Origin of the sequence: Clostridium sp. AM28-20LB, assembly GCF_003480665.1 — a bacterium.
Lineage (GTDB): Bacteria > Bacillota > Clostridia > Lachnospirales > Lachnospiraceae > Otoolea > Otoolea fessa.
Genome location: NZ_QUJN01000001.1, coordinates 1014995 through 1029679 on the forward strand (window position 1 = coordinate 1014995; position 14685 = coordinate 1029679).

Below are 14685 nucleotides of genomic sequence, written 5' to 3' on the forward strand. Positions count from 1 at the left end.
CAGTCTGCGGCAGTCCTTCTTTCTATTTCCGGTCAATTTCCGGATTGACATGCACCATAATGTGTTTTACCTTCGGAAATGTCTTTTCAATGCTGTTATGCACCACCTCGGCAATCTTGTGCGCCTCCCGCAGCGGCATGGAACCATCTACCTCAATCTCAATGTCCGCATAAATTTTATTGCCAAAGATCCGCGTCTGAAGCAGGTCAATCCGCGCAACATCTGGATTCTGAAGAACGCAGGCGCGCAGCTGTTCTTCGGTCTTCTCATCACAGGAATGATCGACCATTTTATCCATCGCATCTTTAAAAATCTCATACGCCGCTTTCACGATAAAGACGAAAATAACCAGGCTCGCGATCGGATCCATGACCGGAAATCCCATTCTCGCGCCCACGATTCCGACCAGCGCACCGATCGAGGAAAACGCATCGGAACGGTGATGCCATGCATCTGCCATCAGTGCGCTGGAATCAATCTTTTTCGCATAATATCGGGTGTACCAGTACATCGCTTCTTTACTGACAATGGATATAACAGCCGCTGCCAGCGCCAGCATCCCCGGTACCTGCAGGTGACTGTATTCTCCCTTGAGCACGTCCGTAAGCGCCTCCACGCCAATCCCCAGACCTGTCATAAAGAGAACCATCGAGAGGACAATCGCAGCCACACACTCCATCCGCTCATGTCCATACGGGTGCTCCTTGTCCGGCTGTTTGGACGACAGCTTAATTCCAATCACCACAATCATCGTGCTGAACACATCGGACGCCGAATGGATACTGTCACTGATCATCGCATTCGAATGTGCGAACACGCCGGCTAACAGCTTCATAAACGCCAAAAGGATGTTCACTACTATCGTTACAAAAGACACTTGATTTGCCACCTTCTGAAAATCATTCTGTTTCATATTCGTTACCTCCAAAAAATATCTCATGGCACTAACGATAGGTGGGTGCTGCAAACCCATAAAAAAGTATAAAAAAACACCCACGAACCAGTATGAGTAACTACTGTCCCGTGGATGAAACTAACTTCCACTGTCGCTTCTGCGACCCGACCCCATGATATTCACGGTCTGCTCAGTTTGTACTGTAGTTTGATATGCAGTGCAAAGAGTTTATGATGAATAATAGCACAAGTTTACTTAGTTGTCAATATCGGGAAACGCCCTTTCTTCCATAATTTATTTCTTCAATTCCTTAATCCCAGCCTCAAGCCCTGCCGCCGTCAGCGGAAACATCGGGATCTCCTCGCGGATCAGGCTGATCGTGTACGCACCGTAGGCATATGCCCAGTTATTTTCCCGCATCGGGTTCAGCCAGATCGCCGACGGAAAACGCCGGTGCATCTCCTGCAGCCAGTAAATGCCCGTCCGTTCGTTGCTGTGGAAATAGTCGAGACTGCCGCCGCGGTACAGAAGTTCCGACGGCGCCATCGACGCATCCCCGACCAGAATTACCTTGTATTCCGGTTTCAGGTTGTGAAAGACCCACTCGGTCGAGATCTTATCCCGCCAGGAGCAGGACGGCGTCGTAAACAGCTGATCGTAGAAACAGTTGTGGAAATAATAAATCTTCAAATCCTTAAAATGGGACGACTGATTGACCGCCTGGAACAGCCGGTTGCACAGATCCGCATATGCCCACATCGACCCGCCGCTATCCATCAGAAGCAGGAGCTTCGTCTGGTTCTTTCTAGGGCGCTCCATGACGAGCTCCAGACGTCCGCCTTCGTCACAGGTCTTCTCGATCGTTTTCTCCACATTGAGTTCCGTTTTCGGTCCATCCTCACGGCAGGATAAAAGACGCAGCTTTTTGAGCGCCACCTGGAACTGCCGGATCTGGATAACCGCATCGTCGCGGAAATCGCGGTAATTCCGCTGTTCCGCCACCTGCAGCGCGCTCCGGTTTTTGCCCGGTCCGCCCACGCGGATGCCCTTCGGGCTGTAACCGGAATGTCCAAATGCCGACGTACCGCCGGTTCCAATCCACTTATTGCCGCCGTGGTGCTGCTCATGCTGCTCTTTCAGTCGTTCCGCCATCATTTTACGGATATCGTCCAGATCAAGTCCCGCAAACCGCGCATCGACCTCATCCTTATCATACGGCGTCTGCGCGTGCGCCTTGGAAAGCCAGTCTAAGACCTCCTTCGGAAGTTCCTCAAACGTCTGCACATTTTTAAAATATGCCAGAAATGCCTGGTCAAATTTGTCATATTCGGACTCTTTTTTGACCAGAACCGCCCTCGCCATATAGTAAAACTCCGTCAGGCTCGCGTCGTTCAGGTTCATTTCCAGCGCATCCATCAGGCTGTTCCACTCATTGAGGCTCGTCTTCATCCCGTAATAACGGAGTAGATACAGAAAATCAGTAAACATATCGGTTATTCTCCACCAGCTTTAAATCCTCTGTCTTTTTTAAGAGTACCCCCGCAAACGGGATCTCCTTTTCCAGCTTCTCCACCGGCACGCCGCCGATCACAAGCGCCTGAATCCAGTCCAACACCTCGGAGGTACTCGGCTTCTTCTGCAGGCCGCGCAGATCGCGCACCCGGTAGAAGGCGTCCAGCACGCCGTCGATCAGCTTCTGGTCGAGATCCAGGTAATGTGCCTTGATGATCTTCTCCATCATCGGCTGCTCCGGGAATGCAATATAATGGAAGATACAGCGGCGCAGAAACGCATCCGGCAGCTCCTTCTCCGCATTGGAGGTAATAATCACAATCGGACGATGCTTCGCTTTGACAGTCTTTCCCGTCTCCGGAATGTAAAATTCCATCTTGTCAAGTTCCCAGAGCAGGTCGTTCGGGAATTCCAGATCCGCTTTATCGATCTCATCGATCAAAAGAACCGTCTGCTTTTCCTTCTCAAATGCCTCTCCCATCTTTCCGAGGCGGATATATCTGGCAATATCATCAACGCCATCCGCACCAAACTGGCTGTCGTAAAGACGCTGTACCGTATCGTACACGTAAAGACCGTCTTGTGCGCGGGTCGTCGATTTAATATTCCAGATCAAAAGTTCCATATCGAGGGATCTGGCAATCGCCTCCGCGAGCATCGTCTTTCCAGTGCCCGGTTCTCCCTTGATTAAGAGCGGCTTTTTGAGCGCCGCCGCAATGTTAACGCTGCGGATCAGTTCATCCGAAGCGATGTATTCGTCACTGCCGTGAAATTGCTGCATGGTAAATTCTCCTTTTAGAAAGTTCTCCTTTTACATAACTGTAAACACTAACAAGGGCAGCATAACGATTCAGGATCCATGCTGACTGCGATCGGTTCGGATCCATCGTTCCTCTCGATCGTCATACATAATCCTGCCCGTTTGCCACCCTATTGATTTTCTATAAATATAGCAATATTCTAATAGTTTGTCAAATCGTATATATGTTAGGATTTCATTAGAAAAACACGATTGTTACTGCTCACTATTCTACTTTGCCACCCGGATATTCTTGCTGCCGCTAAATCCTTCCGGCGGCTCTGTCTCCGTGAGGATCGTCGCTTCTTCAAACACCCCGAACGTCACCGAACTTACCATGCCGAATTTCTGGCTGTCCGCCAGCACATAGCAGCGCTCTGTCTGGCGCATCGCCTCTTGCTTGACTAATGCCTCATTCGGATCCGGCGTCGTGAAACCGTGGCGCTTGCTGACGCCGTTGGTTCCAAAAAATCCCTTTGTAAAATGATAGCTCTGGATCATCAGGATCGCCTGACTTCCGATGACCGCCTCCGTCGTGCCCTTTAACTCACCGCCAATCAGAATTACGCGGTTTCCGGCGGCTGCCAGCCGTTTGGCATGTGATACCGCATTCGTCACAAACGTGGCGCTGCGCGCCGGAAGATAGTCTAAGATATACCCGGTCGTCGTGCCCGCGTCCAGATAGACAAAATCATCCGGCTGGATAAGTCCCGCCGCAAACTGGGCGATTCTCCTTTTCTCCTCCTGCTGCAATTCCATCTTCTGTGCCACTGACGGCTCGGTTCCCGTAAATGTCCCGTCCGAGGACACCGCGCCGCCAAACACCTTGGTCAGGCGCCCCGCCTTGTCAAGCGCATTCAGATCCCGCCGGATCGTCGATTCCGAAACTCCCAGCACCTCTTTAATCTCAGGAACTGTCACACTCCTCTTTTTATCCAGAAGTTCCAAAATCAGTTCGTATCTTTTTTCTGTCAGCATGACTCTTTTCCTTTCATCTTCTGCTGTGGTTGAACTTTTTTTAGCTCAATTTTTCACTTCTCTCTGTCTTAATATTCTTATCAACTGCAGCTGCTTTCGACAATGACCTTCCGAATCGGCAGCACACGCCCCGGCGATACGGAAAGCTCATCCACACCCATTTTCAGGAATTCTTTTGTCAAACTCAGATCCGCGCCCAATTCGCCGCAGATACCTGCCCAGATGCCCTCAGCGTGCGCATTTTCGACAACCATGCGGATCATCGCCAGTACCGCCGGATGGTGCGGATCGTAAAATGCATCCAGCTCCGGGTTCTGACGGTCAACTGCCAGCGTATACTGGGTCAGGTCGTTCGTTCCGATGCTGAAAAAGTCCACTTTTTTCGCCAGATCCCGGCTTACCATGACTGCCGCCGGGGTTTCAATCATAATGCCCTGCTTCGGATCGCCAAACTGGAGATTCTGTGCGGTCAGCTCCGTCTTGACCTCCTCGACAATCTTCGCAATCGCCTCGACCTCCCAGACACTTGTGATCATCGGATACATGATCTGGAGATTGCCATAGGCACTTGCCCGAAACAGCGCGCGAATCTGTGTCTTGAAAATCTCCGGTCTTGTCAGGCAGATACGGATCGCCCGGCAGCCCATCGCCGGATTTTCCTCTTTTTTCAGTTCAAAATAATCGCACTGCTTGTCCGCGCCGATGTCCAGCGTGCGGATAATGACCGGTTTGCCCGCCATCGTTTCCGCTACCTGTTTATATACCTGGAACTGCTCCTCCTCCGTCGGAAATGTTTCTTTTTCCAGATACAAAAATTCGCTGCGGAACAATCCGATGCCCGCCGCATCGTTCTGAATGACCGACGCCAGATCCTTGCTGTTGCCAATGTTCGCATACAGGCGGATCTTCTTGCCATCCAGAGTGACTGTTTCGCGCCCTTTCAGTGTTTGCAGCAGTTCTTTCTTCTCCTGTTCCTCCCGCTGCCGGCGGCGCATTGTTTCCAATGTCTCCTCATCCGGTTCCACATACAGGACTCCGTTCGTACCATCCACAATCGCAAATTTCCCATCTACCGTCTCATCGAGCGCCACGTCCGTTCCGATCAGAGCCGGAATGCTCATCGTACGCGCCAGGATCGCCGTGTGGGAATTGACGGAACCGTGTACCGTCACAAAGGATAGCACCTTGTCCTTTTCAAGCTGTACCGTCTCTGACGGTGCTAAATCATCTGCCAGAATAATCACCGGCTCGTCCGTATGGATGCCCTGACCTGCGCCTCCGGACAGAACGCGCACAATCCGCTCCGAAATATCTTTGACATCCGCCGCGCGCCCGCGCATATATTCGTCCTCCATCGCCGCAAACATCTGGGCGAAATTGTCACCGGTCACCGCAACCGCATACTCGGCATTGACCTTCTGCGTATCGATGATATTCTGAACCGCGTCCAGATAGTCCTCGTCCTCCAGCATGATCTGGTGAATCTCAAAAATCGCCGCATTCGCCTCGCCAACTTCTTTTACCGCCTTTTCATACAACTCGCCGAGCTGGTGGATGGACTCCTGAACTGCCGCATTAAACCGCGCTTTTTCCTGCTCTGCATTCTCTATTTTCGTCCGCTTTACGGTCTGCTCGCCTTTCTGATACACACATATTTTTCCAACTGCAACACCGCCAAATACACTTTTTCCACGATACGTCTGCATGACCATTCCCCTTTCCATTGATCCATTGTCGAAAAATGCCGCCATGTAATAATCCCTTACATCGCGGCATCTTTGTTAAACTACATATTTTCCTTCATAAACTGGCTGACTGCCTCATAAGCTGCTTCTTCATCCTCACCCTCAAAGGTCAGGGTTACTTCCTGCCCGTTCTTTACTGCCAGTCCCATGATACCGAAAATCTTTTTGCAGTCGCCGCTCTTTCCGTCTTTCGTCAGTTTGATCGTACTCGTAAACTGTTTTGCCGCCTTTACCAGTTCACCTGCCGGGCGTGCGTGGATTCCTTCCGGGTCTGTAATGGTATATTTAAACTCTTTCATGATGATGTTCTCCTTCTCATTATAACCTATTTTGATTGATTTGACCAAAAAATTTCTAATAAAGATTCACATTCCGTCAAAAAAAATTATTTATCTATTCTTCTACATTCTTCTTGAGAACTCCTAAGAGTACCGTCGAGATCGCCATGCCAACCACCAGTGCCAGCAGATAGAACAGCGGATTTCCCATGACTGGGAATACGAAGATTCCGCCATGCGGCGCCATCAGTGTGCAGTTAAATAACATGCTCATCGCTCCCGCAACACCCGAACCGACGATGCAGGCTGGAAGCACGTGTACCGGATCGGACGCTGCAAATGGAATCGCGCCCTCCGTGATAAATGCCAGACCCATGATGAAGTTGGTCGGTCCTGCCTCGCGCTCTTCCTTTGTAAATTTCTTCTTAAACAGCATTGTTGCCAGCGCAATCGCACACGGCGGTGTCATACCGCCAATCATAACAGCTGCCATCACATCGTAGTTGCCGGAGGCGATTGCCGCCGTACCAAATACATATGCCGCCTTGTTGAATGGACCGCCCATGTCGATCGCCATCATCGCCGCCAGCACAAAACCAAGAATCAGCTTACTCGAACCACCCATGCTGCTCAGACCATTGTTTAACGCCATATTGATCGCGCCCATGACCGGCTCTACGACGAAGCTCATAACCAGTCCGATGAGCAGGACGCCCACAACCGGGTAAATCAGGACCGGAGCAATCTTTTCCAGTGCCTCTGGAAGATTCTCGCACGCTTTCCGAAGCGCCAGAATCAGATATCCGGCAATAAAACCTGCCGCCAGGGCGCCAAGGAAACCTGATTTTCCCTGAGAAGCAATCATGCCGCCGACAAAACCGACTGCCAGCGCCGGGCGGTCTCCGATCGCCATCGCGATGAAACCAGCCAGAATCGGGAGCATAAAGCCAAATGCCACACCGCCGACATTTTTAAACCATGCCGCCAGCGGGGTAATCGTACCAAAGTTTACACGCTGGTCGAGCGGAAGTGCATTCATATCCACACTAAAACCATCAATCAGAAACGCAATCGCAATCAGGATGCCGCCGCCGACTACAAATGGAAGCATGTGGGAGACACCATTCATCAGCTGCGTGTAAATCTGGTGTCCGACACTGCCCGATTTGCCGCCAGAGGCTGCCTTTGCCGGGCTGCTGCTTCCAGATGATGCTGCGTGGTAAACCGGTACCTCCCCGGACGCCGCGCGCTCCAAAAGCTCCGGTGCCTTGCTGATACCGTCCGAAACCTGACATTCGATCACTCGTTTTCCGTCAAACCGATCCATCGGCACCTGTGCGTCCGCTGCCACGATGATGCAGTCCGCCGCCTCGATCTCCTGTGCCGTCAGCACATTTTTTGCTCCGGCTGAACCGCGCGTCTCAACTTTGATCTTCCAGCCCTTCGCGCGTGCCGCTTTTTCCAGGCCTTCGGCTGCCATGTAGGTGTGCGCGATACCGGTCGGACAGGAAGTAACCGCTAAGATCTTCGGTCCGGCTGTCTTTTCCGTCTCTGCACCCGCTTTTTGCGCCTGAATCTCCTGACCACCTGCCTGTGCGGCATTCTCTCCATTTGTATCTGCCGCTTCTTCGACGGAATCAGCCGCCAGTCTCTCATCGATGCCTGCCTGTTCTGCATCTGCCTTATCAATAATGGAAAGAAAGTCTTCCACCGAAGAGGCATTTCGCAGGGAATCTGAGAAATTCTCGTCCATCATGAGAACGGAAAGCTTGCTCAACACATCCAGATGTACGTTATCTTTTGTATTTGGCGCTGCAATCAGAAACAGCAGAGTGACCGGTTCGCCGTCCAGGGAGTCGAAATCCACGCCATTTTTGATGACCATCGCCGCCAGCCCCGGCTTTTTGACCGCATCACATTTTCCATGAGGAATTGCAATCCCCTCGCCGATACCGGTCGTGCTCTCTTCTTCTCTCGCATAAACCTGCTTGCGGAATGCTTCGACATCCGACAGCTTTCCGCTCGCCGCCATCAGCTCTACCGCCTTGTCCAGTGTCTCCGATTTGCTGGTGGGTGCCGCATCCAGCGATATACTTCTCGGATCCAGTAAATCAGTAATCTTCATATCTGTTGCCTCCCTATTTATGCCCGAATGTCAGGTATGCATTGCATATCCGGCAGTACATTCTGCCAGCTTCAAAAATGTCTGCATACAACCTCATCCGATTTTTGTGATTTTACAGGTCTCATACACTTTCTTTATCTCATCCTTCGTCGCCAGCTGCTCCGAAAAGGCGCTCGCGCTTCCAGCTGCCAGTCCCATGCGGAAGGCGTGTTCATAATCTCCGCTCTCCCCGTATCCGGCCAGGAAACCGGCTACCATCGAATCTCCGGCTCCGACACCATTTTTCAAGGTTCCCTTCGGTGCTTCCGCCGCATAGACGCTTCCATCCTCCGCCAGAAGAACCGCGCCCTTGCCTGCCATCGAAACCAGCACGTTGACCGCACCTTTTTCCTGCAGCTTCTTCGCATACGGAACAACTTCCTCCCGCTCCGAGAGCTTCACGCCGAAAATGTCTCCCAGTTCATGATTGTTCGGTTTGATTAAAAATGGATGGTGTCCCAGCACATTGAGCAGCAGATCCTTGGTCGCGTCCACAACAATCCGGACGTCCCTGCCATCCAGGCGCTCCATAATCTTCTGATAAATATCATCCGGCATCGACGCTGGAATACTTCCAGCCAGCACCAACGTATCATCCGCCCCCAGCCGGTCAAGCTGGGTCATCAGCGCATCCACCGCTTCCCGCGGAATCCTCGGTCCCCGACCGTTGATCTCAGTCCCGTCGATGGATTTCAGCTTCAGGTTGATGCGGGAGACTCCCTCATCCAGGGAAATAAACTCGGCTTTCACGCCCAGCTGCTCCACTTCCTTCCGAACCTCCTCGCCGACAAACCCGGCAGTAAAGCCAAACGCCGTATTGGCAATTCCAAGGTTTTGAAGGACCGTCGAAACATTGATTCCCTTTCCGCCCGGAAGCAAAAGCTCCGAATCCGTCCGGTTGGTCAGTCCGAGCTTAAAATCGCTCACTGACACAATATAATCTAACGATGGATTAAAGGTTACCGTATAAATCATAAGCCTTCATTCCTTTCTTATCTTGATTGATTCTGACTGTATTATAAAATCATTTTCATTCAAAATCAATCAAACTTATTCACAAACATACTGCCTCTTTTTGGGTTATATTGCACAATTTTGATTTTTTATGATTGTTTTTGATTGATTGTTTCGTGTGAATTCCGGCGAAACGATTGCTGTCACTGATGGAATAGTGTTTCCAAAAACATCATTTTTACTCAGCTTCATCTCCTCTTCTAATCGTAAAATCCGCCTTTGTTGACAAGGATTTCCCCATTTGCTATAGTAAATGAAGAATTTTGTAATATCTTTGTAATATTTCCAAGATGTTTTTATATCAGAAAGGATATACGATATGAACGATTCCCCTTTGAAACCTGCTTCTTCCAGGCGCAAAAAAATGGATAAAACAATGATGGCGATCTATTTCCTGATCCTTTTTATTGTGGCCGGGGCGGCTCTGCTGGCATTTCTATGCCTCTCTAAACCTTCTGATAAGAAGAACAACGCCGGCTCTGATCCTTCCATTGCTTCTTCCAGCACCTTAAAAAACAGTCATCAGACCGGCACCGATACTAAAAGTACGGCGAAAGCCAAAATCAAAGAAGAAAAGCCGATCGATCCGTATGAAAATCTCGCGGTCGCCAATGTGGATGATGCGCTGAACCTGAGAGAAAAACCAGATACAGATGCCAAGGTACTCGGCACCTGCTTCCGCGGAGGCGGCGGTACCATTTTAAAACGCAAAAATGGCTGGACAAAAATCCGCTCCGGTGGGCTGGAGGGATGGCTCAAGGACGATTATCTTGTATTTGGCGATGATATCAAGCCGCTCGCCAAAGAGCTCGGTCTCTATATCGCTACCGTCAGCACACAGACACTCCATGTACGTGAGGAAGCCAGCACGGATTCTGCCATCGTCGGTCTGGCTGCCGCGGAAGACTACTATCCTGTACTGAGTCAGGAAACTGGATGGGTCAAAATCCAGCTTTCCGTTGACACCTCCGGTTACGTTTCTTCTGATTATGTCACAATCAGCGTCAAGCCAGGACGCGCAATCAGCATTGAGGCTGAGATGGCTGCGCTGGAGGCGGCACGGCAGGCTGCTGAAGAAGCTGAGCAGGCATCCAGAGCCGCCGAGGAAGCCCAGATTGCAGCCGCGAAATCGCAGGCAGAAGCAAACGCGGCTAAAGGTTCCTCCCAGACTTCGGGAAAATCTGGAAATTCTGGAAGCTCTTCGAAAAAGAGCACGGCTGCACCAGCCGCTAAATCGTCCTACGTGGTCTCCGCCTCCGAGAGCGACGTTTATCTGCTCTCCGCCTGCCTCACGATGGAAGCCAACGGAGGATCCTATGAAAGCTATCTGGCAGTCGGAAGTCTGATCGTCAACCGCGTCAAATCTGGCAAATGGGGCAAATCCATCTCCAGCGTCATCTACGCGGACGGACAGTTCCCAGGCGCGACCTCCGGCCTGCTTGACAAATATCTCGATAGAGGACCGTCCTCTACTGCCACCAAGGCGGCAAAGGCAGCGCTCGCCGGGGAGAATCAGATAGGCGACTACCTTTATTTTACCTCGACCAAATCAGCAAACTACGACAGCTACTCCAGCTATCAGGTGGTTGGTGGGAATTGTTTCTATAAAAAATAAAAGGCTAAAAAAGGCGGATTTAAACGCATTACATTAAACCTCATATACATTCCCATCGCCTTATGATATGATAATCATATCAGCAAAACATACAGGCAGAGGACACCTACTGTCCATACCTTATTGATAGGTACTCTCGGAGTCTTTCCTGCAAATCATCTTACAACATTAAGCACAGAAAGCTTCCGGGAGTCCATTAATTGCAAATGGAGGAAATTATGAGAAAATCAATTTATACCTTGATGGTTTCCACTCTCATCGCAGCCGCCAGCATGACCGCCTGCTCCAGCCAGCCGTCTGAAACAACCACGGCTGAAACAACTGCCGCTGAATCCACACAGGAAAACGATACATCAGCAGAAAGCAGCGATGCCAGCGAAACAACTACTGCCGGAGAAAAAGAAACCGCCCAGACAACGGATGCAGATTATGCAGAAGACGAGACTCTGAGCGAAAAAGAAATCACAGAACTTTACCGTGGTTTTGCCAGATCCCTTCAAAGCATCATCGCCAATAAAAATATGAACGATTTAGCCGAGCTGCTTGTCTATCCGTCCTACATCGGCATCGATGACGGGATTGTCGTAAATAACAGAACTGAATTTATGGCTCTCGACGCAGACAAGGTATTTACCGACGCGCTGATTGAGGCAGTCAAGACAGCCGATGTTTCTTCCACCGAACTGACCAAGGCAGGTTTCATCGTAGGCGATCCATCCGGTAAACCGGCAGTTACCTTTGGTCTGGACAAAGAGGGATCTATCGGTATCACAGGTATTAACTACTAATCAGATATAAAATAGTGAAAAAGAGCGCCGCAACACTCACAAACCGGCTTTCCATTTCTGGTAAAACCGCTCCATGAGTGCCGCAGCGCTCTTTTCTACGTTACAGCCAGACAACTGCATCCATCAATCCGGCTGACTGCTTCTTCTACATTATCCTTCAATCGCAATATATTTTTTCTGCTCGACTTCCGGTTTTGCTTCTTTCTTCGGAACAAAAATCTTCAAAATACCATGCTTAAATTCCGCCTTGATATCTTCCTCTGTTATATCATCACCGACATAGAAGCTTCTCGCACAGGAACCTGCGTAACGCTCTCTGCGGATGTAACGACCGGACTTTTTCTCCTTCTCGTCCTCATCCAGTCCCTTCGCAGCCTGAATCGTCAGATTACCATCTTCCAGGGAAATCGAAATCTCTTCTTTCTTAAATCCCGGCAGATCCATCTCCAGCTCATAGCCATCTTCCATTTCCTTGATATCGGTCTTCATCAGGTTCTGTCCATGGCGTCCATACAGCTTTTTCTCTATCTTCTGTCCGGCGTTATCATCATAAAACGGAAAATCATTAAAGAAATCATCAAACAAATTTTCTCCAAAAATACTCGGCATTAACATAAGTCATCTCTCCTTTTTTTCAGCTTACTAGCTGTTCATTATGTTTATAACCAACATTTTCGGAACCGGGACGGTCTGGGAACATTCCCGGAAGCGCTCAACCCTTTCTTTTTGCTTCCTCTTTGTTCCTCTTCCTTCGTTCTGGCTATGTTATAGCACTTTCCGTTAGCACTGTCAAGAGGTGAGTGCTAATTATTTGTGAATATTTTGTGAAATTGTCAATCCTTTTTCTCTCTATTGATACTGCCACACTAAAGAGGATAGGAGAATTCTTGCAAAGTGTTGTTAAAAAAGTAAATCTCTAATATTATTCTTATACTATTTCATAATCAAAACCGTCGCCAGAATACATACGAATCCAATCAACTCTGCCGGTGTAAAAACGGAATTCAGCCAGACCGCCGACAGGCACGCCGCCGTCAGCGGTTCCAGGCAGGCAAGCACCGAAGCGCGCACCGGTCCCGTCAAAGAAACTCCCTTAACCGTGTTCTCATCCGATTCTTTCCATACACAGCACAACCGAGACACTTTGCATCTCTGTTTTATCAGGGATTGCAGTTCTTACATGGTTCATATCCATCTGCAATCACTTCATCGCGCGTACCGGTAAATTCCTGCCGGTTTGCCGCCTTCATCTGGGTGACAGATGTGCAGCTTGGAAGATGAAATTTTTTCGAGTTGGTATTGAGAATGTAGGTCTGAACCGTCGCGCTGCTTCCAGAGGATCCAGCGCCGCCTCCCGACGAACCAGCTGCTCCCGATCCAGCCGATTGATTCTGGCTGCTGCCATTTCCAGCCGTTCCCTGTCCGGCTGTGCTTCCCGCACTTCCAGAACCGTCCGCCCAGCTTTCTCCTGTCGCATAATCGATCGCAATACCCGGCTGGACATTATAGACGTACACGCAGAACAGCACTCCCTCGCCCTGATCCTCGACGGATTCCGCCTCCATCAGGACGCCGGAGGCAACCAGATTATTGCCCTCAAAAACCGGCGTTACGCGGTACATGACATGGTTTCCGGTTTCTTTCACATAATCGGCTGTCAGATTTTCAAATGGCAGCATTCCCTGTACGTTCAGATAGCGGGTTCCGGTAATCAGGTTTTTGACATTGGCATTCTCCGCCGTAAGCTGGTAGCCGATCAGATGACAGCGGTTATAGAGATACTTTCCATCCACATTGTCATACTTCGCCGTATGCCAGCCCGCCGGCTTGACTTCCCCGATCGAGCCGCGCTTCTCCGTCGGCATCGTGTCCTGCGAAACCGAAGCATATGCCACGCCGCAGCGCCCCAGGCTGTCCAGATCACTGTAACTCTCAAATGATACATCCGTCAGGTCCGCATCGGTAAAATACGGCACATTTCCATTGACTGCCACATACGGCTGACCGGAATATGCCGGTACATCCGCCAGATTAAATGACGTTCCCGAAGCAGAAGATACACGGTTTCCACCATTTTCTGACGATGACACCACCTGCGAATCTCCGTCCGCACTTTCCGCCTGATTTTCCTCCGCGCTGACACTTCCGTTTCCATTCAGACTTCCCTCTGGAATCTCCTGCGCGCACGCTGAAACAGACAGCATCGCCGCTGCAGCCAGCCCCAGAAGCCACATTTTCAATTTTCTCATATGAATTTCTGCCTTTCCGTTTAAGCCTATCCCTTTCAGAGCCATGTAGATTTGTGCGTTCTGGCGCCTGATTTTCAGGTGCAGAACCGGCTCTTTTTTATATTTGACTTGTTTTTTATGTTTTTCTTACTCTTTTATATTGTACTTACTTTTTATGTATATTTTTTACCTGCGCACATACCGCTCTTCTGTGATTTTCTCATGCGAGGAACCCGCATATTCCTGCGTTTCTGCCAGCTTCCAGCTGCCCAGATCCATCTTAAAATACATATCTGCCGGATAATCCCGGTTCCAATGACAAAGAATCACTTCTTCGATCCGGCTCTCATACGGAACAACATCCTTGTCCTCGACAAAACAGTACTCTCCCGGCCCCGCCTTTTCCAAAAACTCTTCATCTGCCTGAATCTGCCCGGATTGCCCCAGTTGCCCGGATTGTTCCTGTTCTTTCGGCATATTTCCATTCACCTGTAAAAACTGTTTCTGGCTGTATGCATTCATCCACAGTTTTTTCCCACCTGTCAGCTCCAGAATACGCTTTCTAAGCACGCGGTCCTGGCTCTGCCGTCTGTGATTGAACATCATGCCGTTCTGATTATCCACACATACAATTATCTTCATCTCTCTTTTTCTCCCTTTTTCTATCTG

At 50.0% G+C, this 14685-nt stretch carries 14 protein-coding genes and 1 riboswitch; of the genes, 2 read left to right on the forward strand and 12 right to left on the reverse strand.

The features are described from left to right. Window positions 1-22: 22 nt before the first annotated feature. From DW739_RS04460 to pfkB, 8 genes are all read right to left on the reverse strand, one after another. On the reverse strand, window positions 23-913 hold the full coding sequence (locus DW739_RS04460; protein ID WP_022359193.1) for a cation diffusion facilitator family transporter: 891 nt from the start codon (window positions 911-913) through the stop codon (window positions 23-25). A 101-nt stretch (window positions 914-1014) separates the two neighbouring features. Continuing rightward, a riboswitch (NiCo riboswitch) is annotated at window positions 1015-1099 on the reverse strand. 90 nt (window positions 1100-1189) lie between these two features. Further along, the gene (locus DW739_RS04465; protein WP_118742680.1) at window positions 1190-2383 is read right to left on the reverse strand and encodes a VWA domain-containing protein; all 1194 of its coding nucleotides are present in this window, start codon (window positions 2381-2383) and stop codon (window positions 1190-1192) included. Continuing rightward, window positions 2373-3188, reverse strand: coding sequence for a MoxR family ATPase (locus tag DW739_RS04470; RefSeq protein WP_118672613.1), 816 nt, complete (start codon window positions 3186-3188; stop codon window positions 2373-2375). Before DW739_RS04470 ends, DW739_RS04465 begins: the two co-directional genes overlap by 11 nt. Window positions 3189-3437: 249 nt before the next feature. Beyond that, window positions 3438-4184, reverse strand: a complete 747-nt coding sequence (locus tag DW739_RS04475) for a DeoR/GlpR family DNA-binding transcription regulator (RefSeq protein ID WP_118742681.1) — start codon at window positions 4182-4184, stop codon at window positions 3438-3440. Window positions 4185-4264: 80 nt separating this feature from the next. Beyond that, complete coding sequence (gene ptsP / locus DW739_RS04480) at window positions 4265-5890, reverse strand: phosphoenolpyruvate--protein phosphotransferase (RefSeq protein WP_118742719.1); 1626 nt, start codon at window positions 5888-5890, stop codon at window positions 4265-4267. Between the two features lie 80 nt (window positions 5891-5970). Then, on the reverse strand, window positions 5971-6228 hold the full coding sequence (locus DW739_RS04485) for an HPr family phosphocarrier protein (RefSeq protein WP_118467833.1): 258 nt from the start codon (window positions 6226-6228) through the stop codon (window positions 5971-5973). A 94-nt stretch (window positions 6229-6322) separates the two neighbouring features. Beyond that, window positions 6323-8332 carry a fructose-specific PTS transporter subunit EIIC gene (locus DW739_RS04490; RefSeq protein ID WP_118628624.1) on the reverse strand — a complete coding sequence of 670 codons (2010 nt, stop codon included), beginning with the start codon at window positions 8330-8332 and terminating at the stop codon, window positions 6323-6325. 93 nt (window positions 8333-8425) lie between these two features. Beyond that, window positions 8426-9346 carry a 1-phosphofructokinase gene (pfkB, locus tag DW739_RS04495; RefSeq protein ID WP_107000354.1) on the reverse strand — a complete coding sequence of 307 codons (921 nt, stop codon included), beginning with the start codon at window positions 9344-9346 and terminating at the stop codon, window positions 8426-8428. Between the two features lie 403 nt (window positions 9347-9749). On the opposite strand from pfkB, the gene DW739_RS04500 reads away from it, so the two are divergent. Further along, window positions 9750-11000 (forward strand): cell wall hydrolase, encoded by a 1251-nt coding sequence (locus tag DW739_RS04500; protein WP_243023726.1) that lies wholly within the window; start codon window positions 9750-9752, stop codon window positions 10998-11000. Between the two features lie 218 nt (window positions 11001-11218). Beyond that, complete coding sequence (locus tag DW739_RS04505) at window positions 11219-11788, forward strand: hypothetical protein (protein WP_118293599.1); 570 nt, start codon at window positions 11219-11221, stop codon at window positions 11786-11788. A 150-nt stretch (window positions 11789-11938) separates the two neighbouring features. Here the strand turns inward: DW739_RS04505 and DW739_RS04510 are convergent, their stop codons facing one another. The 4 genes from DW739_RS04510 to DW739_RS04525 form a co-directional block, all read right to left on the reverse strand. Further along, window positions 11939-12403: an Hsp20/alpha crystallin family protein gene (locus DW739_RS04510; protein WP_022359203.1), complete on the reverse strand. Its 465-nt coding sequence runs from the start codon at window positions 12401-12403 to the stop codon at window positions 11939-11941. 318 nt (window positions 12404-12721) lie between these two features. Then, window positions 12722-12931: an EamA family transporter gene (locus DW739_RS04515; RefSeq protein WP_182427930.1), complete on the reverse strand. Its 210-nt coding sequence runs from the start codon at window positions 12929-12931 to the stop codon at window positions 12722-12724. 17 nt (window positions 12932-12948) lie between these two features. After that, window positions 12949-14037 carry a DNA/RNA non-specific endonuclease gene (locus DW739_RS04520; protein ID WP_118742721.1) on the reverse strand — a complete coding sequence of 363 codons (1089 nt, stop codon included), beginning with the start codon at window positions 14035-14037 and terminating at the stop codon, window positions 12949-12951. Between the two features lie 165 nt (window positions 14038-14202). Further along, a complete protein-coding gene (locus DW739_RS04525; RefSeq protein ID WP_118742683.1) occupies window positions 14203-14658 on the reverse strand; it encodes a ribonuclease Z in 456 nt (151 codons plus the stop codon). Window positions 14659-14685 lie beyond the last annotated feature (27 nt).

Excerpts from the sequence above, each read along its gene's own strand:
- DW739_RS04460 (WP_022359193.1), bottom strand. The coding sequence starts at position 913 with ATGAAACAGAATGATTTTCAGAAGGTGGCAAATCAAGTGTCTTTTGTA.
- DW739_RS04465 (WP_118742680.1), bottom strand. The coding sequence starts at position 2,383 with ATGTTTACTGATTTTCTGTATCTACTCCGTTATTACGGGATGAAGACG.
- DW739_RS04470 (WP_118672613.1), bottom strand. The coding sequence starts at position 3,188 with ATGCAGCAATTTCACGGCAGTGACGAATACATCGCTTCGGATGAACTG.
- DW739_RS04475 (WP_118742681.1), bottom strand. The coding sequence starts at position 4,184 with ATGCTGACAGAAAAAAGATACGAACTGATTTTGGAACTTCTGGATAAA.
- ptsP (WP_118742719.1), bottom strand. The coding sequence starts at position 5,890 with ATGCAGACGTATCGTGGAAAAAGTGTATTTGGCGGTGTTGCAGTTGGA.
- DW739_RS04485 (WP_118467833.1), bottom strand. The coding sequence starts at position 6,228 with ATGAAAGAGTTTAAATATACCATTACAGACCCGGAAGGAATCCACGCA.
- DW739_RS04490 (WP_118628624.1), bottom strand. The coding sequence starts at position 8,332 with ATGAAGATTACTGATTTACTGGATCCGAGAAGTATATCGCTGGATGCG.
- pfkB (WP_107000354.1), bottom strand. The coding sequence starts at position 9,346 with ATGATTTATACGGTAACCTTTAATCCATCGTTAGATTATATTGTGTCA.
- DW739_RS04500 (WP_243023726.1), top strand. The coding sequence starts at position 9,750 with ATGGATAAAACAATGATGGCGATCTATTTCCTGATCCTTTTTATTGTG.
- DW739_RS04505 (WP_118293599.1), top strand. The coding sequence starts at position 11,219 with ATGAGAAAATCAATTTATACCTTGATGGTTTCCACTCTCATCGCAGCC.
- DW739_RS04510 (WP_022359203.1), bottom strand. The coding sequence starts at position 12,403 with ATGTTAATGCCGAGTATTTTTGGAGAAAATTTGTTTGATGATTTCTTT.
- DW739_RS04520 (WP_118742721.1), bottom strand. The coding sequence starts at position 14,037 with ATGAGAAAATTGAAAATGTGGCTTCTGGGGCTGGCTGCAGCGGCGATG.
- DW739_RS04525 (WP_118742683.1), bottom strand. The coding sequence starts at position 14,658 with ATGAAGATAATTGTATGTGTGGATAATCAGAACGGCATGATGTTCAAT.